Source organism: Comamonas sp. C11 (assembly GCF_024496285.1).
In the GTDB taxonomy this organism is placed as follows: domain Bacteria; phylum Pseudomonadota; class Gammaproteobacteria; order Burkholderiales; family Burkholderiaceae_C; genus Comamonas; species Comamonas testosteroni_F.
Map to the genome: position 1 here is coordinate 5,432,146 of NZ_CP101743.1, position 19,358 is coordinate 5,451,503.

Annotated in this window: 15 protein-coding genes; 6 read left to right on the forward strand and 9 right to left on the reverse strand. The window is 64.6% G+C overall.

The genetic code is table 11. From position 1 onward, the window contains the following. Positions 1-36 precede the first annotated feature (36 nt). Together NOX35_RS25085 and NOX35_RS25090 are read right to left on the reverse strand one after the other, a co-directional pair. Positions 37-1,716 (reverse strand): FAD-dependent oxidoreductase, encoded by a 1,680-nt coding sequence (locus tag NOX35_RS25085; RefSeq protein ID WP_256495113.1) that lies wholly within the window; start codon positions 1,714-1,716, stop codon positions 37-39. Between the two features lie 254 nt (positions 1,717-1,970). After that, the gene (locus NOX35_RS25090) at positions 1,971-2,927 is read right to left on the reverse strand and encodes an MBL fold metallo-hydrolase (protein WP_182284901.1); all 957 of its coding nucleotides are present in this window, start codon (positions 2,925-2,927) and stop codon (positions 1,971-1,973) included. A 147-nt stretch (positions 2,928-3,074) separates the two neighbouring features. Here NOX35_RS25090 and NOX35_RS25095 point away from each other — a divergent pair, with 147 nt between their 5' ends. Next, positions 3,075-3,902: an IclR family transcriptional regulator gene (locus NOX35_RS25095; RefSeq protein ID WP_256495115.1), complete on the forward strand. Its 828-nt coding sequence runs from the start codon at positions 3,075-3,077 to the stop codon at positions 3,900-3,902. Here the strand turns inward: NOX35_RS25095 and NOX35_RS25100 are convergent. Continuing rightward, positions 3,854-4,753: an IclR family transcriptional regulator gene (locus NOX35_RS25100; protein WP_256495116.1), complete on the reverse strand. Its 900-nt coding sequence runs from the start codon at positions 4,751-4,753 to the stop codon at positions 3,854-3,856. The two genes, NOX35_RS25095 and NOX35_RS25100, sit on opposite strands and share 49 nt — an antisense overlap. 230 nt (positions 4,754-4,983) lie before the next feature. On the opposite strand from NOX35_RS25100, the gene NOX35_RS25105 reads away from it, so the two are divergent. The 3 genes from NOX35_RS25105 (at position 4,984) to NOX35_RS25115 (ending at position 9,836) form a co-directional block, all read left to right on the forward strand. Beyond that, positions 4,984-5,970 (forward strand): tripartite tricarboxylate transporter substrate binding protein, encoded by a 987-nt coding sequence (locus NOX35_RS25105; RefSeq protein WP_182284903.1) that lies wholly within the window; start codon positions 4,984-4,986, stop codon positions 5,968-5,970. 103 nt (positions 5,971-6,073) lie between these two features. Next, positions 6,074-8,425 (forward strand): cytochrome P450/oxidoreductase, encoded by a 2,352-nt coding sequence (locus NOX35_RS25110; RefSeq protein WP_256495117.1) that lies wholly within the window; start codon positions 6,074-6,076, stop codon positions 8,423-8,425. Positions 8,426-8,528: 103 nt separating this feature from the next. Further along, positions 8,529-9,836, forward strand: coding sequence for a hypothetical protein (locus NOX35_RS25115; protein ID WP_256495118.1), 1,308 nt, complete (start codon positions 8,529-8,531; stop codon positions 9,834-9,836). A 75-nt stretch (positions 9,837-9,911) separates the two neighbouring features. On the opposite strand, the gene NOX35_RS25120 is transcribed toward NOX35_RS25115, so the two are convergent. After that, on the reverse strand, positions 9,912-10,742 hold the full coding sequence (locus tag NOX35_RS25120) for an urease accessory protein UreD (protein WP_182284906.1): 831 nt from the start codon (positions 10,740-10,742) through the stop codon (positions 9,912-9,914). 166 nt (positions 10,743-10,908) lie between these two features. Here NOX35_RS25120 and NOX35_RS25125 point away from each other — a divergent pair, with 166 nt between their 5' ends. Further along, positions 10,909-11,976 carry a tripartite tricarboxylate transporter substrate binding protein gene (locus tag NOX35_RS25125; RefSeq protein WP_256495120.1) on the forward strand — a complete coding sequence of 356 codons (1,068 nt, stop codon included), beginning with the start codon at positions 10,909-10,911 and terminating at the stop codon, positions 11,974-11,976. Between the two features lie 27 nt (positions 11,977-12,003). After that, complete coding sequence (locus NOX35_RS25130) at positions 12,004-12,993, forward strand: TauD/TfdA family dioxygenase (RefSeq protein WP_256495121.1); 990 nt, start codon at positions 12,004-12,006, stop codon at positions 12,991-12,993. Between the two features lie 77 nt (positions 12,994-13,070). Here NOX35_RS25130 and urtE read toward each other — a convergent pair whose 3' ends face one another. The 5 genes from urtE to urtA form a co-directional block, all read right to left on the reverse strand. Next, positions 13,071-13,763 carry an urea ABC transporter ATP-binding subunit UrtE gene (urtE, locus tag NOX35_RS25135; RefSeq protein ID WP_182284908.1) on the reverse strand — a complete coding sequence of 231 codons (693 nt, stop codon included), beginning with the start codon at positions 13,761-13,763 and terminating at the stop codon, positions 13,071-13,073. 133 nt (positions 13,764-13,896) lie between these two features. Next, a complete protein-coding gene (urtD, locus tag NOX35_RS25140; RefSeq protein WP_256495122.1) occupies positions 13,897-14,772 on the reverse strand; it encodes an urea ABC transporter ATP-binding protein UrtD in 876 nt (291 codons plus the stop codon). Then, complete coding sequence (urtC, locus tag NOX35_RS25145; RefSeq protein WP_256495123.1) at positions 14,769-15,977, reverse strand: urea ABC transporter permease subunit UrtC; 1,209 nt, start codon at positions 15,975-15,977, stop codon at positions 14,769-14,771. The genes urtD and urtC overlap by 4 nt, the downstream gene beginning before the upstream one ends. A 165-nt stretch (positions 15,978-16,142) precedes the next feature. Beyond that, positions 16,143-17,756: an urea ABC transporter permease subunit UrtB gene (gene urtB / locus NOX35_RS25150; RefSeq protein WP_256495124.1), complete on the reverse strand. Its 1,614-nt coding sequence runs from the start codon at positions 17,754-17,756 to the stop codon at positions 16,143-16,145. A 106-nt stretch (positions 17,757-17,862) separates the two neighbouring features. Beyond that, on the reverse strand, positions 17,863-19,131 hold the full coding sequence (gene urtA / locus NOX35_RS25155; RefSeq protein ID WP_003060644.1) for an urea ABC transporter substrate-binding protein: 1,269 nt from the start codon (positions 19,129-19,131) through the stop codon (positions 17,863-17,865). Between the last annotated feature and the right edge of the window lie 227 nt (positions 19,132-19,358).

Sequence of the window (19,358 nt, forward strand, 5' to 3'; positions counted from 1 at the left end):
CGGTCTCCTGAAAAGAAGGGAATCCTCTGGGGTATTTCATTGCAAGGCGCCGCTGGCTTGCAGCAGCGCGGCACGCACGCCAGCCTCGTCAGGACGGCGCCAGCGCGCGCAGACATGCTGGTCGGGGCGCAGCAGATAGCTGGTGCCCGGCCGCGCATCCAGGCGCTGCGCCGCCAGACCCTGCACATCCAGCAGATCGGCTCGCGCGGCCCCGGCATCGCCCTCGGCGGCTATCGAGAGATTGAGCACACCGGTCAGCTCGCGCGCCCAGTCCGGCGTGGGGCCGAAATGCAGCAGCGTGAAGTCCGGGCCCAGGGCGCGCAGCAGCCAGGTGATCTGGCTGTCGCCGGGACGGCGCATGGGCGCGTCGCTGAGCACGGCGCCGGGCAGTTGCGAACCCGCGAAGGCCTCGCTGTCCGGCGTGTTGAGCGGCGAGTGATGCAGCGTGGCCGGCACCGACAGACGCCCGCTGTTGACGATGCGACGCGCAAACTCATGCTCGCGCGCCAGCTCCAGCGCCGCATCGCGAAACAGGCGGCTGATCTCGCTCTTGGGCGTAATGAAGTCGGTGGCGCGCGTGGAGTTGCGGATGTTCTCGTCGGCCGCGTATTCGCGCTCGGCACCGTACGTCGCGATCAGCGCAGCGTCGGCCTGGCCGCGCAGCACGCGGTCGAGCTTCCAGGCCAGGTTCTCGGCATCCTGCACGCCGCTGTTGGCGCCGCGTGCGCCGAAGGGCGAGACACCATGCGCGCTGTCACCCGCGAAGACCACGCGGCCGTGGACGAAGCGGTCCATGCGCAGGCAGGCAAAGGTGTAGACACTGGCCCATTCGAGCTCGAAGTGCGCGTCCTTGCCCAGCAATGCACGGATGCGCGGCAGGATGTTCTCGGGCTTTTTCTCCTCCTCGGGATCGGCCTCCCAGCCCAGCTGGAAGTCGATGCGCCAGACATCGTCGGGCTGGCGGTGCAGCAGCACGCTCTGGCCCGGATGAAATGGCGGATCGAACCAGAACCAGCGCTCGCTCGGGAAATCCGCATGCATCTTCACATCGGCAATCAGAAAGCGGTCGCGGAAGATGCGGCCATGGCTTTCCTGGCCCAGCAGGCCGCGCAAGGGCGAGCGCGATCCGTCGCAGGCCAGCACCCACTGGACATCGATCCGGTACTCGCCTTCGGGCGTTTCCACGGTCACCAGGGCTCCGTCGTCGCGCGGCGCCAGCGCCGTGACCTTGTTGTGCCAGCGCAGGTCGATCAGCGGCAGCTGCAGTGCGCGCTCGACCAGATAGGCTTCGGCGTAATACTGCTGCAGATTGATGAAGGCCGGGCGCTCGTGACCGGCTTCGGGCAGCAGGTCGAACTGGTAGAGCGACCTATCCCCGGCAAACACCTTGCCCAGATTCCAGGACACGCCCTTGTCCACCATGGACTGGCCCACGCCCAGGCGGTCCCAGATCTCCAGCGTGCGCTTGGAAAAGCAGATGGCGCGCGAGCCCGTGGACAGCTTGCAGTCGTTGTCGAGCACCACCACCGGCTGGCCGCGCTGGGCCAGATCGATGGCCAGCGACAGGCCCACGGGCCCGGCGCCGACGACGACCACGGGGTGGCGGGCCGGGACATCGGCATCCTGGTCTGCATGCCGCCGATAGGGAATCTGGATGGACTGGATGTCGGCGGCGCTGCCGCGCAGGGCGTCAGGAGCAATGGCTGGAGTGGACATGGCGTTCATCGGTGCGCAAACCTTGAAAAGCGTGGATCTGTTTCTTGGGGCAAAAGCCGCCCCTCCGGCTCTTTGCGACCGGATTCAAACTCTATTTTTTTGATAGCTACTACCGCTTGTCAGTCAATGAATTCAATGCTGCTTCCATTTGAATTCATTGCGATCAAAGCGCAAGCAGCTCCTGTTTTAGATAGCTTCGCAGTAGACCGCCGCACCTGCGCAGGAGACTGCCAGCCGGGCGGCCCCGCAGGCGATCAGCCTTCCAGCGCCAGCCACATCTCGCGGTCGCGCTCGGCGGTCCAGATGCGCGGGTCGGCGTGGCCCGATGCCTCGTCATAGGCGCGCGTCACGTCGAAGGGCATGCAGTGGTTGAAGATCACCCAATGGCCGTATTTGGGCTGCAGCTTGGCAAAGGCCGCCTCGTAGACCTTGCGCAGGTCCTGCCTGGCGTCGGCACCAGCCTTGACCTCGGCCCACAGGTCGCTGATGAAGCTGCGCGTTCCCGCCAGGCCGGCCTGCACTTCGGCCGCGTTCTGCAGCGCCGCGCCGCGGCCGGGCACCAGCTTTTCGGGCTGGAGGGCGGCGATGGCATCCAGCGTCTGCGGCCAGTCCTGGAAGTAGGCATCGCCGGCATAGGGCGTGGCATCGAACTCGACCAGATCGCCACTGAACAGCACCTTGTCCTGAGGCAGCCAGACCACGGTATCGCCCTTGGTGTGGCCGCGGCCCAGTTGCAGGATCTGCACCTCGAGCTTGCCCAGCCACAGCGTCATCTTGCCGGTGAAGGTCATGGTCGGCCAGGTCATGCCCTCGGGCACGCTCTCGACGTTCTGGAACAGGCGCGGAAAGCGGCCGATCTCGCTGGCCTTGTCCTGCTCGCCGCGCTCGACGATGAGATCGTAGGTGTCCTGGCTGGCAATGATGTGCTCGGCGCCATAGGCCGAGGCTCCCAGCACGCGCACCGCGTGGTAGTGCGACAGCGTGACGTATTTGATGGGCTTGTCCGTGACCTCGCGAATGCGGCGGATCACGTCCTCGGCCATGACGGGGGTGGCCTGGGTGTCGATGACCATCACGGCGTCGTCGCCGATGATGATGCCGGTGTTGGGGTCGCCCTCGGCCGTGTAGGCATAGGCATGTTCGGAGAGCTTGTCGAAGCTCACCTTCTTGACTTCAAGGTCGGCGGCGGAGGCAAAGGTCTTGGTGCTCATCGTTGCAATCTCTTTGTTTTAAACAAATGCATTCAGCTTTATCGAATTTCCGAATGCTAGATATAAATTCAACATTGCACAATCGATTTGTCATAGTGAAAAACCCTTGCGGCTTTCCAGCCGCTTTTACACCGTCACAATGCCGTCATGCCTCATGCCAACTCTTCTTCGACCGACGCCCGTTTGATGCTTGAATCCAGTGACGACGAACCCGCGCGCGCACCGCGCGGCATACAGAGCGTGGAAGTCGGCGGCCAGTTGCTCAAGGTGCTGGCGCGCACGGGCCGGCGCATGGCGCTCAAGGATCTGGCACGCGAGGCCGAGATGACGGCGGCCAAGGCCCACCCCTATCTGGTGAGCTTTTGCAAGCTGGGCCTGATGGAGCAGGATCGCGTCAGCGGCCACTACGGCCTGGGGCCGCTGGCCATCCAGATGGGGCTCATCAGCCTGCAGCAGGCCGATCCCGTGCGCATGGCGATTGCCGAGCTGCCCGCCCTGGCACAGGAGGTGGGCTACACCGTGTCGGTGTCCATGTGGAGCGGCCAGGGGCCGATCATCATCCGTGTCGAGGAAGGCCCGACCCATGTCTATGTGGCCATGCGCCACGGCACGCCGGCCTCCCTGCGCCATACCGCCACGGGCAAGATTTTTGCGGCTTTCGGCGACCCGGCCCGTATCGCACCGCTGCTGCAGGCCGAAGGCCACAGTCTGGACGAACCGGCGTTTGCCAAGGAACTGGACTCCATTCGCCGCAACCACCTGAGCGTGGTCGAGAACCAGTTGCTGTCGGGCGTGAGCGCGCTGGCGGTGCCGGTGTTCGACGGCTTCGGCCAGTTGGTGCTGGCGATTGCCGCCATCGGTCCTTCGGTCACGCTGACGCTGGACCCCGCCGGTCTGCCGGCACGGACACTGCAGACCCAGGCCCGTCAGCTGTCCCTGCGCCTGGGAGCCCCGGCTGTACTGACCGGTGCCTGATCACAGACCTGGACTCGGTAGCCCATCGAAGCGCTGATACTGCGCGCCTCTTCGCACACAGCCTGGGCAATCTTGCCCTGCGGATCGGGGTCGAAGCCGCCGCTGGCCCCGAGCGCGCAGAGCACGGCCACCACATGGCCGTTGTAATCGAACAAAGGCGCTGCCACGGCGCTGATGCCGGGTAGATTCAGGTCGCGGATCGCCGCACAGCCGGCCGCGCGAATCTCGCTGCGCAGCTGCTCCAGCGGCTTGCTGGCATGCAGCAGGCGGCGATGCTCCGGGCTGGCGGCATCCAGCTCACGTGCCAGCAGCGCCTCGACCTCGGGCTGCGGCTCCATGAAGGCAAAAAATGCCCGCCCCGTGGCCGACCACAGCATGGACATGACCGAGCCCACACGCACATTGACGGTAATGGGCAGGCTGGGCTCTTCAAAACGCACGATGGTGGGCCCCATATTGCCCATGACCGCGACAAAACTCGTGACCTGCAAGGACTCGCGCAGATGCTGCAAAGCGGGCTCGGACATGCGCACAGGATCGTTCTGGCGCATCGCAGCCAGGCCGATATGAATGGCCTCACGCCCGAGCGCGTACTGGGTGCCGCCACGGTCCTGCTCCACCAGGCCCTCGGCCATGAGACTGGCCAGATAGCGATGCACCTTGGCAGGACTTTCATCGACGGCAGCACCGATGGCCGTGAGACTGGCACGCCCGCCCAGCCCGGCCAGTGCCTTGAGCACGGCCAGACAAGTCTCTGCGGCCTGCACACGCTGGCGACGTTGATCCGGCTCTTGCCGGGCATTCTGCGACGCCACTCTTGCGGCTGGGCTGGCTGCTTGCCGCTTCGCCATAGCCAAAGTCTTCTTCTCGATTTTCATAGCTGGTTGCGCCTGTCTCGTAAGCCGTTGAAGACATTTTCACGCATGTCTGGTGCTGACTCTCGGGTAATCCCTTGAAGCATATTTACGCTATGCGTATAAAAATTACGCAAAACAATTTCCGTATTAAAGCGGAACCGCAGGCGGAGTGAAGCTTGGTTAACCCGCAGGCAAACAACACCACAGCCCAGGAGACACCCTCAATGAAAAAACGCCTCTTCACCGCCTCGGTTCTGGCCACCAGCATGCTCTGGCTGGCCGCAGCCCCCGGCACCGTCATGGCCCAGGACAAGTACCCAAGCAAGAGCGTGCGCTGGATCGTGCCCTACGCCGCAGGCGGTGGCTCGGACTTTCTGGCCCGCACCATAGGCCAGGCCTGGGGCGCCCAGGCCCATCAGCCCATCGTCGTGGACAACCGCCCGGGCGGCAACACGGCCATCGGCGCCTCGGAGACCGCGCGCGCACCGGCCGACGGCTATACCGTCCTTTCGGCCGACAACGGCACGCTGATCTTCAACCCCGTGCTCTACAAGAGCCTGAGCTACAACCCCGGCAAGGATCTGACGCCCGTCACGCTCATGGGCCGCTTTCCCATGATTCTGGTGGCCGGCCCCGCCGAGAAGGCCAAGACCGCCAAGGAGTTCATTGCCGCGGCCAAGGCCAGTGCCGAGGGCGTGAACTACGGCTCCGCCGGTGCGGGCAGCCCCCATCACCTGGCCATGGAACTGCTGAAGTCCGAGGCCGGCCTCAAGCTCGCCCATGCGCCCTATCGCGGTGCGGCTCCGGCGCTGGCCGATGTGGCGGGCGGTCAGATTCCCGTGATGATGGTGGACCTGGCCGCCGGCGCCGGCTTCATCAAGGGCGGCAAGGTGCGTCCGCTGGCCGTGGCCAATGCCACGCGCCTGCCCCAGCTGCCCGATGTGCCCACCTTCGGCGAGCTGGGCCTGCCCGGCGTGCAGGCTGCGGCCCTGGTCGGCATGGTGGCCCCGGCCAAGACACCGGCCAACGTCGTCACGGCGCTGAACAAGCAGGTGGTCGCCGCCATCAACGAGCCTGCGGTCAAGCAAAAGCTCATCGACTTTGGCGTGGAGCCCGTGGGCAACACGCCCGAGCAGTTCCAGGCGCTGATCCACAGCGAAAGCGCACGCTGGCAAAAGCTGATCAAGGACCTGAACATCACGCTGGACTGATTGCCCCGCTGATCCACGCCGCAGAGGCTGGCGGCAGGCCGCCTCTGCGCTCTCGTCCGATGGCTTATGCCATCTCCTGCCTCTTTGCGTTTGCGAGCGAGCCATGACCACTTCCACCCCCAGTCGCTGCCCCATCGATCACAGCCAGTTCGGCAAGCCCACCGGCCAGAGCGGCCCTACGGGCTGCCCCATCAGCCACGGTGCCGCCAGCTTCGATCCCTTTGCCGACGGCTACCAGCAGGACCCGCCCGAATATGTGCGCTGGGCACGCGAACAGGAGCCGGTGTTCTACAGCCCGCAGCTGGGCTACTGGGTGGTCACGCGCTTCGACGACATCAAGGCCATCTTCCGCGACAACCTGACCTTCAGCCCCTCGATTGCGCTGGAGAAGATCACGCCCACGGGCGATGAGGCCAATGCCGTGCTCGCCAGCTATGGCTTTGCGCTGAACCGCACTCTGGTCAACGAGGACGAGCCCGCCCACATGCCGCGCCGCCGCGCGCTGATGCAGCCCTTCACGCCCGAGGAGCTCAAGCACCACGAGCCCATGGTGCGCCGGCTGGCCCGCGAATACGTGGACCGCTTCATCGACGACGGCCGCGCCGATCTCGTCGATCAGATGCTGTGGGAAGTACCGCTGACGGTGGCCATGCATTTTCTGGGCGTGCCCGCAGACGATATGGACACGCTGCGCCAGTACAGCATCGCCCACACCGTCAACACCTGGGGACGACCGCAGGCCGAGGAGCAGGTGGCCGTGGCCCATGCCGTGGGCAACTTCTGGCAGCACGCGGGCCGGATTCTCGACAAGATGCGTGCCGATCCCGACGCCGAGGGCTGGATGCAATACGGCATCCGCAAGCAAAAAGAGCTGCCCGATGTCGTCACCGACTCCTATCTGCACTCGATGATGATGGCCGGCCTGGTCGCCGCGCACGAGACCACGGCCAACGCCACGGCCAATGCCGTCAAGCTGCTGCTGCAGCACCCCAAGGTCTGGCAGGAGATCTGCGCCGATCCCTCGCTGATACCCAATGCCGTGGAGGAATGCCTGCGCCACAACGGCTCGGTAGCCGCCTGGCGGCGCCTGGCCACCAAGGATGTGGTGATCGGCGGCCAGGCCATTCCGGCCGGCAGCAAGCTGCTCATCGTCACCTCTTCGGCCAACCACGACGAGCAGCACTTTGTCGATGCCGACCTGTTCGACATCCACCGCGACAATGCCAGCGATCACCTGACCTTCGGCTACGGCTCCCACCAGTGCATGGGCAAGAATCTGGCGCGCATGGAAATGCAGATCTTCCTCGAGGAATTCACACGCCGCCTGCCCCATATGCAGCTGGCCGAGCAACGCTTCACCTATGTGCCCAACACCTCGTTCCGCGGCCCCGAACACCTGTGGGTGCAATGGGATGTGAGCCGCAACCCCGAGCGCGCCAACCCCGCCGTGCTGGCCGAGCAGCAGCCCGTGCGCATCGGCGAATCCTCGCAAGGCGGCGTCAGCCGCAGCATGCTGGTGGAAAGCACCGAGCTGATTGCCCAGGACGTGCTGCGCGTGCGCCTGAAGGCGCCCGACGGGCGCGACCTGCCACGCTGGACCCCGGGCTCGCATATCGACCTGCACTGCGGCGACACGGGCATCTCGCGCCAGTACTCGCTATGCGGCGACCCGCAGCAAGCGGATACCTACGAGATCGCCGTGCTGCGCGAGGAGCACAGCCGTGGCGGTTCTGCCTGGATACATGGGGCGCTGCAGGCCGGCATGAAGGTGCAGATGCGCGGCCCGCGCAACCACTTCAAGCTCGACGAAGGCGCGCAGCAGCTGATTCTCGTCGCCGGAGGCATAGGTATCACGCCGGTTGCGGCCATGGCGGCTCGCGCCCAGACCTTGGGCATCCCCTATGAAATCCACTACAGCTGCAGCCAGCGCGAGCGCATGGCGCTCCTGGATGCATTGCAGGCACGGCATGGCGAGCGCCTGCAGATCTATGTGGGCGCGGAGGGCCGGCGAGCCGACTACCAGGCGCTGCTGGCTCAGGTCAGGCCAGGCGCACAGATCTATGCCTGCGGTCCGCAGCGCATGCTCGACGGCCTGGCGGAGGCCTGCCGCCACTGGCCCGAGGACAGCCTGCGCGTGGAGCATTTCTCCAGCACCCTGGGAGCCCTCGACCAGGACAAGGAACACGGCTTTGAGGTCGAGCTGCGCGAGTCCGGTATCACGCTGCAGGTGCGCAACGATGAGACCCTGCTCGATGCACTGCGCAGCGCCAATATCGATATCGAGTGCGACTGCCGCGAAGGCCTGTGCGGCTCCTGCGAGGTGCCTGTGCTCGAAGGCGATATCGACCATCGCGACATGGTGCTGACCCGTGCCGAGCGCGCGGCATGCACGAAGATGATGAGCTGCTGCTCTCGCGCCAGGACGCAGGAGTCCAGAATCGTCCTGGCGCTGTAGCGTCCGAGGCGGGCAGCCCCAGGCGGGCAGCACCCGGGCGGGCAGCACCCTGCCGGAGGCTGCCGCAGGCCATGCATGGCTTGTGCCTAGAATCACAGCCCATATGGGCCTGTTGCAAATATTGCTGATTCTTGTGTGGGCGCCGACTGCAGCGCTCATCGCCTTCGTGGCCACCAGCTGGCTGGGCCATGGCGTGCAAGCCATCTGGAGCGCCGTGACTCGCGCTCAAGCCGACGAGCGCTCGACCTGGCCGCTGCTGCTGGGCGGCGTGGCGGCCCTGGCTGGCATGGTGGGGGCCGTCATCACCTTTCCGGACCAGGCCGTCATGCGCCATGCGTTTGACAAGCTGCTGGGCTATGGCTCCACACGTGTGGAGATCACGCTGCGCCAGGACGATGCCGCCACGCGCCAGGCCCTGCTGGAGACGCTGCGCCCCTTCATGGAGATGGGCGGGCGCGAGATCCGCTACCGCGTCTCCACGCGCCACGGCAGCTATACCGAGACCGACGAAGTGCCCAGCTACTACCGCTTCGAGAACGGGCGCCTGGAGATCGCCACAGGCGGCATCGTCAGCAACGACAGACTGTCCGTGATGCAGCCCGGCTTCAAGGCACTGGCGCAATTTCCCACAGCCGGCTCCATTGACGCCAGCGTGCCGGCCACAGTGAGCCTTGGCAAGGCACGGATAGCAGCGGAGATGCTGCCGCGCACAGCCATGCTGGTCCACGGCGATGCCGCCAAGGAATTGCCAAGCATGCTGCGCCCCGCCGCCCCGGCCCGTTGCCATCTGGAGGTGCAGGCGCTGTTCTCCACGGATGCCTTCAGGCTGCTCATGTTTGCGGGCCGGGCCTCGGGCGATGTCAAGATCCACACCGGCCCCGATACCGCCCTGCGCGACACGCAGTACCAACTGGTCGGCATGGGCCTGGTGCCGGGCCGCAACGGGCGCAGCGTCAAGGAGCTTGAGACCGATGCCACCCGCATCTATGGCGTGCTGAGACTGCTGCCGCCGGACCTGAATCTTGATGTCATGGACTGCGATACGGCGCTGGGACGCATGAGCGACCCGGCCCTGGTGGCAGCCGCCATGCTGTCCACGTTTCCCGGCCTGGAAGGACGCGTGAATGGCATAGAGATCACGCCTTCAGCCTCCTTCTCGCCCTGGCACCACCGGGGCTGGACGGCCGTGCCGCCCGGCACGCGCTCGAAAGGCGGAACGCGAGCCGAAGCGGGCACACGCAGCTGCTCGCTTGAACAGCACCGCCACACGCGCGCCCGACTGGCCATGATCGAGGAGCTCTGCATGGAGCGCGATCCTCAAAACGGTGGTGCCGCCTGCACCCAGCTGCGCAAACGCCTGAACTGGACCCAGGCCGAGCTGGCCCGGTGCACCGGCCGATCGGCACCTTGAAACCCTGGCCTGCAACAGCGCCCAAGCTACTAGGGATGCCGGGCTGCAGCAGCCGCAGATCGGCCGGTCGCTGGCTCACATGGACCAGATTCTCGGCGTGCCGCCCTGCAGACCCCAGAGTTCTTTTCTCCAAAATATCCACACTGTTTTCCACAGCATCATCACAGGCTCCACCACAGGTGATGCACAGCGCAGAACCAGCATGTTTTCATTCGGGGCGGTGACACCGCTCAACACCGCCGGAGCGGCCTTGGCAAGCAGCTCCTGCGTGCCTTCCAGCAAGGCTTCGCGCTGATGGCGTGCCATGGCTGAGCCGCTGGCAAAGATCAGACTGCCCAGGCAGCGATGCCCGGCCAGTCCCAGATCGCCATTGAGCAGCAGCTCGTCCTGTGCATCGATCACGCCGCGCTCCAGAAAACGGCCCGGCCATTCGATGTGCTGCTCGAACCTGCCGGACTCATAGGGCTGGTCCGCCAGCGGCAGGCCCAGCGCCGTCACATCCCAGGTCAGCAGCTGAGCGTCTTCGGCGAGATCGAACTCCAGCTGGTTGACAGCATCGCAGGCGTTGTACGCAATCGCCTCCAGCGGCAGCCACTCCAGCCTCGCACCGGGGTCCAGGCGCAGCCGGGTGCGCTGCATGGCCTGCTTCCCGTTGCTTTTGTAAAAGCGCGTGGCACCAGGCGTGGTGACCAGCGTATGCGCACCTTCTGCGACATGGACATCAATGTCCAGCACATCGCCGCCCACCAGCCCGCCCGGTGGGTGCACCAGCACGTTGTGGCAGATGGCCGGCCCCTCGGGATACAGACTTTTGAGGATGCGCAGCGGACCATCGTGCGTGAAATGCACCGAGGTCTTGCCGGCCTGCAGGAAATAGTTCAGCGCCAGTTGCGCATGCCAGGTCATCGTCTTTCTTGCCTCTTCAAGCAGGCCTGCCGCTCAGGCCCGGGTAGCTCAGCTCTTTTGCTTACTAACTCATGAAAATTCATTCGTTGTTGCAAGGCTGCCGCGCTTCTACAGTCTTCAGCACGCCAGCCCGCAAAGCGCATGGCGATTGACTTCAGGAGCTTTCATGTCGGCCAGTACCGTAACTCATTCCCGCCTGCATCGCACTCTGGCCCCGTGGCTGACATCGATGGCGGTGCTGTGCTGCACGCTGGCAACGAGCCCTGCTGCTGCGCAATCGGGCGGTGCAGCGGCCTCGGCCTGGAAGCCCAGCAAAGCCACGGAATTCATTGTCCCCAGCGGAGCCGGCGCTGCGCTGGATCAGGCAGCCCGCAAGCTCACCGAGCTGCTGGCACGCGAGGGCCATGCACCGCAGTTCGTGGTCAGCAACAAGGCCGGCGCGCATGCGATCGCCGCGCTGGAGAGCCTGCACCGCCACCCTGGCGACGCCCACACGCTGATGACGCTGAGCACCAGCTACTGCAACAGCCTGGCGCAGAACGCCCTGCCCGCGCATCTGCAAAAAGGCACGCCGCTGGTGACCTTGCTGCGCGAGTTCACCACCGTGGTCGTGCGTGCGGATTCGCCGCTGCGCAATGCCCAGGATCTGATCACCCAGCTGCGCAAGGACCCCGAGAAATACTCCATCGGCATCGCCACCACGCTGGGCAATCACATCCATCTGGGCGTGGCCCAGCCCTTGCAGCAAGGCGGCGTGAATATCCAGAAACTGCGCATCGTGCCCTACAAGTCCTCCGCCGAATCCATGGTGGCGCTGGCAGGCGGGCATCTCGATGTGGTTTCGGCCACCACGCCGAATCTGCTGCCCTATCTGCAGTCGGGCCGCGTGCGCGTGCTGGCGATTGCCGCCGACAAGCGGCTTGAAGGCGTGTTCGCCCAGTCGCCCACCTGGAAGGAGCAGGGCATCGACTATGTCAGCGACTCGTTTCAGGGCGTGATGACGGCACCCGGAGCCAGCGCCGCGCAGCAGGCGTACTGGGTGAATGCGCTGCGCAAGGTTTCCGAAACCCGGGAGTGGAAGGACTTTGTGGCGCTCAACCAGTGGGAGCCCGTGTTTCTCGGCCAGCAGGACACCGCCCGCGCCCTGAGTGCACAGGTCGAACGCAGCCATGCGCTTCTCACCGAGCTGGGCCTGCTGCCGGCCAGCACCTCCCGTATTGCCCAGGCCCGTTGAAGCCTCGCTCTCATCAGGAAAAATCCCATGAACATGCCCCTGCCCCACGCTCCGCTGCAGCATCTGGACGAACGCCTGAGCTCCGCAAGCAACATCACTCCGCATATCCGCATCGCACCGCAGTCGGCGCATATCGGCGCGCTGATCAGCGGCGTCAATCTGAAGCAGGCCTTGAGCGCCGCCGAAGTGCACACCATCCGCTCGGCATTGCTGCGCTGGAAGGTGCTCTTCTTTCGCGACCAGCACCTCAGCCATGAGCAGCAGATCGCTTTTTCGCGCCAGTTTGGCGAGCTGACGCCCGGCCATCCCGTCTTCGGTCATGTCGATGGCTTTCCCGAGCTGTATTCGATTGCCAAGCACCGCAAGGCCAACCGCCACAGCGGCCAGGCCGAACAGCGCCCCTGGACCGGCTGGCATGCCGATGTGACGGCCGCCCACAACCCGCCGGCCGCATCGATTCTGCGCGGCGTGACGATTCCGCCCTATGGCGGCGACACGCAATGGACCAATCTGGCCGCTGCCTACGAAGCGCTCTCCAAACCGCTGCAGGTCTTTTTGCAGGGCCTGCGTGGCGAGCACCGCTTCAGCGCTCCGCAAGGCGCCACGGCATCGCAGGAATACCTGGATCTGGTGCGCGACAACACCCTGATCAGCGAACACCCGCTGGTCACGATCCACCCCGAGACTGGCGAGAAGGTGCTCTACATCAGCCCCGGCTTTCTCAAGTCCATCGCGGAACTCTCCACCCGCGAATCGCGCGTGCTGCTGGAGCTGCTCTGGGAGCACGCTGTCAGCAGCGAGTTCACCGTGCGCTTCAAGTGGGAACCCGGCTCGCTGGCCTTCTGGGACAACCGCTCCACGGCCCATGTGGCACCACAGGATATCTTTGCGCTGGAGTTCGATCGCCAGCTCTATCGCACCACGCTGGTGGGCGAAGTTCCCCGGGGCGCGGACGGCCGCGCCAGCACTGCCATACAGGGCAATCCGGTGCTGGCCGCGCACGGCGCAGCGTATTGACGAAATGAGTTGTCCTGCGGGCATGGCCTGAGGCTTTGAGGTGCCGCTTGCGGCACCTTTTTTTCTTCGCCCGATATTCAAATCGCCACCAGCGAGCGCACATTCTTCTCCTGCATCTCGCTGCCCGGGCCCGATGCGATCACCTCGCCGCGCTCCATCACCACATACTGGTCGGCCAGCTCCTCGGCAAAGTCGTAGTACTGCTCGCACAGCAGGATGGCCATGTCGCCGCGATTGGCCAGCATGCGGATCACGCGGCCTATGTCCTTGATGATGCTGGGCTGTATGCCCTCGGTGGGCTCATCCAGGATCAGTATCTTGGGCTGCGGCGCCAGCGCGCGCGCAATGGCCAGCTGCTGCTGCTGCCCGCCCGATAGATCGCCGCCACGGCGGTGCAGCATCTGCCCCAGCACGGGAAACAGCTCGTACAGCTCGCCCGGAATCCGGGTGCCTGCCGAGCAGTAGGACAGGCCCATGCGCAGATTGTCTTCCACTGACAGCCGCGAGAAGATTTCGCGCCCCTGGGGCACATAGCCGATGCCGCTGCGCGCGCGCTCATAGGGCGTCCTGCGCGCGATATCGCGGCCCTGCCATTCAATGCCGCCGCTTCTGATGGGAACCAGCCCCATCAGGCTTTTGAGCAAGGTGGTCTTGCCCACGCCGTTGCGGCCCAGCAGCACCGTGACCTTGCCGATCTCGGCCGTGAAATTCACGTCACGCAGGATGTGCGAGCCGCCGTAGTACTGATGCAGGTTCTGAACTTTAAGCATTTTGACCTCTAACGCTTACACAGCAAGCGCAAGCAGCTATCCAATTTGATTAACCCTCAGCGCTCATCGGGCCGGAGACACCGAGCAAGAGCCGCCTCGCGGCGGGGCCGCCCAGGCGAAGCGTCTCAGGGGGTTACCTCCCAAGGTACACCTCGATCACGCGCTCGTCGGCCTGGACCTGGGCCAGCGTTCCCTCGGCCAGCACCGAGCCGTCGCAGAGCACCGTGACCTTCTCGCTGATGGTGTCGATAAAGCTCATGTCGTGCTCCACCACCATCAGCGAATGCTTGCCTTTGAGGGTGAGAAACAGCTCCGCCGTGCGCGCTGTTTCCTCGTCGGTCATGCCGGCCACGGGCTCGTCGAGCAGCAGCAGCCTGGGCTCCTGCACCAGCAGCATGCCGATCTCCAGCCACTGCTTCTGGCCGTGGCTGAGCAGACCCGCCTGGCGCGTGACACTGGCCGCCAGATGAATGGTGTGCAGCACCTCGGCAATGCGGTCCTTTTGCGCGCCGCTGAGCTTGAACAGCATGGAGGAGGCAATCCCCTTGTGGGTCTTGAGCGCCAGCTCCAGGTTCTCGAACACGCTGAGCTGCTCGAACACCGTGGGCTTCTGGAACTTGCGGCCAATGCCCATGGCGGCGATCTCGGACTCCTTGTAGCGCAGCAGATCGATGGTGGACCCGAAAAACACCGTGCCGCTATCGGGCCGGGTCTTGCCGGTGATGATGTCCATCATCGTGGTCTTGCCCGCGCCATTTGGGCCGATGATGCAGCGCAGCTCGCCGGGTGCGATATCGAGGTTCAGACCCTTGATGGCCTTGAAGCCGTCGAAGCTCACATGCACGTCTTCGAGGTAGAGGATGCGGCCGTGGGTCACATCCACTTCGCCGGCCACCACGGGGCGCGCCAGACTGGCGTTGCGCCCGCCGGATTCGGTGCGCAGCGCGGCTTCGCGCTGCTGGTAGGAGGCCAGGCGCTGCTCGCCTTCCTGCATCAGATCGGGGGTCATGCGCGGGCTCCTTTCAACGAGTCTGCGGCTGCGCGTTCGCTGGCTTTGCGAGCCAGGGCAGCAGCGGCTTGGTTGAGCTCGGATTGCGTCTGCGCATTGCGCTTCTCACGCCACTGGCGAAGCTGCTGCGGCAGGCGAATCAGTCCTCCCGGCATGAACAGCGTCACGACGATGAACAGCGCACCCAGCACGTACAGCCAGTATTCGGGTGCGGCCACGGTGAGCCAGCTCTTGCCGCCATTGACGGCAAACGCGCCGATGATGGGGCCGACCAGCGAGGCACGTCCGCCCACGGCCGTCCACACCGCCATTTCGATGGAATTGCCCACGCTCATCTCGCTGGGGTTGATGATGCCCACCTGGGGCACATAGAGCGCGCCCGCCAGGCCGCACATCATGGCCGAGATGACCCAGATCGACAGCTTGTAGGGCAGCGGGTTGTAGCCGCAGAACATGGTGCGCGATTCGGCATCGCGCACGGCCTGCAGCACGCGGCCGTACTTGCTTCTTATCAGCCAGCGCGAGAACAGAAAGCAGCCCAGCAGCGCCAGCCCCGACAGCGCGAACAGCAGCACATGCATGGCCTGCGAATTGACTGAATAACCGACCAAGGTTCTGAAGCCCGTGAAGCCGTTGTTGCCGCCAAAGCCGGTCTCGTTGCGGAAGAACAGCAGCATGGCGGCATAGGTCAGGGCCTGGGTGATGATGGAGAAATACACGCCCTTGATGCGCGAGCGAAAGGCGAAGTAGCCGAACAGCCCGCCGATCAGGCCCGGCACCAGAAACACCAGCAACACGGTGGCGGCAAAGCTGCCCGAGAGCGCCCAGTGCCAGGGCAGTTCCTTCCAGTCCAGAAAACCCATGAAGGCGGGCAATGCCTCGGGGCCTGCGGCCTCGCGCATCAGGTACATGCCCATCACATAGCCGCCCAGTGCGAAGAACAGGCCGTGGCCCAGGCTCAGGATGCCGGTATAGCCCCAGATCAGGTCAATCGCCAGCGCGCAGATGGCATAGCACATGAACTTGCCCAGCAGGCCCAGCATGTAGTCGGAAAGGTGCAGCGCACTGTCCTCGGGCACCCACAGATTGAGTGCGGGAGCCACGGCGCAGACCATGGTCAGGGCCAGCAGAAATGCCGTCCAGCCCTTGGCGGATAGCAGCGGCGCGGGCTTGGGCAGTTCGATGGGTATGAATTGGGTTGTCATGTCAGTTTTCCCTCAAGTCGAGCAAGGCACATGGCCTGCGCAGCTGGCGCGGTCCAGGTACGAGACACCGAGCAAGGGCCGCCCCGCAGCGAGGGTGTCGTCCCCTGCCCGCAGCGCGCAGCAATGCGAGAGCGGGGGAGGTCGCGAAGCGACTCAGGGGGTGTTTCATGTTTCCGCACTCCGGCCCTTCAAGGCAAAGATGCCTTGCGGACGCTTTTGAATGAAGACGACGATGAACAGCAGCACGGCGATCTTGGCCAGCACGGCCCCGGTCCAGCCTTCCAGCAGCTTGCTGAGCACGCCCAGACCCAGAGCCGCGTAGACGGTGCCCGCCAGTTGCCCCACACCACCCAGCACCACCACCAGGAAACTGTCCACGATGTAGTTCTGCCCCAGATCCGGGCCCACGTTGCCGATCTGGCTCAGGGCGCAGCCGGCAAGACCGGCGATACCGGATCCCAGTGCAAACGCATAGGTGTCGGTGCGTGCCGTGTTGACGCCCACGCAGGAGGCCATGGCGCGGTTCTGCGTCACACCGCGCACAAACAGGCCCAGCCGCGTTCTGGCGATCATGAAGGCCACGCCCGCCAGCACGGCGAACGCAAAGACGATGATGGCGATGCGGTTCCAGGGCAGCGTGAGATTGGGCAGCAGCGCAATCCCGCCGCTCATCCAGACGGGGTTTTCCACGCCCACGTTCTGCGCCCCGAAAAGGCTGCGCACGGTCTGCTGCAGCACCAGGCTGATGCCGAAGGTAGCCAGCAGGGTCTCCAGCGGGCGACCGTAGAGAAAGCGGATCACGCCGCGCTCCAGCACCGCACCCACCAGCGCCGAGGCCAGAAAGGCCACAGGAACGGCCACCACCAGATACCAGCCAAACCAGGCCTCGGACAGCCAGCGCTGGAATGCGACCTGCACCAGGTAGGTGGCATAGGCACCGATCATGATCAGCTCGCCGTGCGCCATATTGATGACGCCCATCAGGCCGTAGGTGATAGCCAGACCCAGCGCCGCCAGCAACAGCACCGAGCCCAGGCTGATGCCACTGAAGATCGCCCCCAGCCTGTCGCCCCAGGCCAGGCCTTCGGCAATGCCGGCCAGCGCGGCCTTGATGGCTTTTTGCACGCCAGGGTCGGACTCTTCGGACAGGCGCTGGTTCAGCAGCCGCTGCGTCTCCGGCGTCTGCTGGCGCGACAACTGCTCCACCGCCTTCAGACGCTGCTGCACCTCGTCGCTGCCCAGCAGGCTGGCAGCCAGGCTGCGCTCCAGCAGGGCTCTGACCTGCCCGTCCTGTTCAGTAGCCAGCGCTTTTTCGATCAGGGGAAGTCGCCCCGCATCAGGCTCGGAGGCCAGTTGCTCGGCAGCCTTGCGGCGCGCCTGCACATCGCTGCTGCCCAGCGCCAGCGCTGCCTGCGCCGTGTCGATGACGGAGCGCAGATAGTTGTTGCTGACGACCTCCTCGGCATCGGCCGGGAGTTGGGCGGCCCGGCCGGTCACCGCATCGCTGACCGCATCGCCGCTGACCACATAGGCCCGGCCCTGGGACACGCGCACCTCATCGTCGGACAGCGCCTTGAGATAGGCAGCGAGGCGACCGCCGTCGCTCTGCGCATCGGGTGCCAGCACGGCCTGATTGATGGCCTGCACGCGCTGCTCGGAATCGTCTGCCGCCGCCATGGCATAGGCCTGCTCGGTCGTCAGCGCGTGACTGGCAAAGCTCAGCAAGGAGCCCAGCCCGGCGGCCCATACCAGCCGCCATGACTTGCGCAGTAGTTTCATAAAAGAATCTCGGATATTTAGCGCTGCATCCGTTGCCAATAAATCGCAAGCAGCTATCTTTTCAGGACTGGAGAGCCCACCAGACCTCTCCAGCCCGAGGGGCGAATCAGGAGCTCTTGCCGTTGGGCTCGTCCTTCTTCTTGTCGTTGCCTTCGATATACGGGCTCCAGGGCTGGGCCTTGATCGGCCCCTTGGTCTTCCAGACCACGCTGAACTGGCCGTCGGCCTTGATCTCGCCGACCATCACGGGCTTGTGCAGATGGTGGTTCTTCTCGTCCATCTTCAGCGTGAAGCCGCTGGGTGCTGTAAAGGTCTGGCCGGCCATGGCCGCGATCACCTTGTCGGTATCCGTGCTCTTGGCTTTCTCCACGGCCTGCTTCCACATATGGATGCCGACCCAGGTGGCTTCCATCGGGTCGTTGGTCAGAGGCTTGTCCTTGTGGCCCGCGATGTTCTTGGCCTTGGCGTAGTCACCCCACTGCTTGATGAAGGCCGTGTTGGTCGGGTTCTTCACGCTCATGAAGTAGTTCCAGGCGGCCAGATGGCCGACCAGAGGCTTGGTGTCCACGCCGCGCAGCTCTTCCTCACCCACGCTGAAGGCCACGACCGGAACGTCCTTGGCCTTGAGGCCGGCATTGCCCAGCTCCTTGTAGAAGGGCACGTTGGAGTCGCCGTTGATGGTGGAGATCACGGCGGTCTTGCCACCGGTGGAGAACTTCTTCACATCGGCCACGATGGTCTGGTAGTCGCTGTGGCCGAAGGGAGTGTAGGTTTCCATGATGTCGGAATCCTTGACGCCCTTGGACTTGAGGAAGGCACGCAGAATCTTGTTGGTGGTGCGTGGGTACACATAGTCCGTGCCCAGCAGTACAAAGCGCTTGGCACCGCCGCCTTCCTTGCTCATCAGGTACTCGACAGCGGGAATGGCCTGCTGGTTGGGCGCGGCGCCGGTGTAGAAGACGTTCTTGGAGAGTTCCTCGCCCTCGTACTGCACGGGGTAGAACAGCAGGCCGTTGTTCTGCTCGAACACCGGCAGCACGGACTTGCGCGACACGCTGGTCCAGCAGCCGAAGACCACGGCCACCTTGTCCTGGGTGATCAGCTGCTTGGCTTTTTCGGCAAACAGCGGCCAGTTGGAGGCCGGGTCCACCACCACGGGCTCCAGCTTCTTGCCCATCACGCCGCCCTTGGCATTGATGTCGTCGATGGCCATCAGCACCGTGTCCTTGAGCACGGTCTCGGAGATGGCCATGGTGCCCGAGAGGCTGTGCAACACACCCACCTTGATGGTGTCTGCAGCCAGCACCTGAGAAGTCAATCCCAGGCCCAGAGCCATGGATGCAGCCAGTGTTGTGAGGGTTCCGCGACGATTCATTTCAGCACTCCCAGGAGGTTTTGTTCGGTCACATTGACCGCAAAAACTTAAGTGCAATTACCGTGCCAGCACCACCCGCCATGGCTTGCTCACTGCATACGGCGGCGCTGCTGCCGCTTTTTTGCAGAGCCCGGGCCGAATGCAACTTTGTGCGATCAGCATTGGCCAGATGCAGGCACCATTGCAGTGCCGCATGCACCAGATGCAGACCGCGCAAACCAACCGGC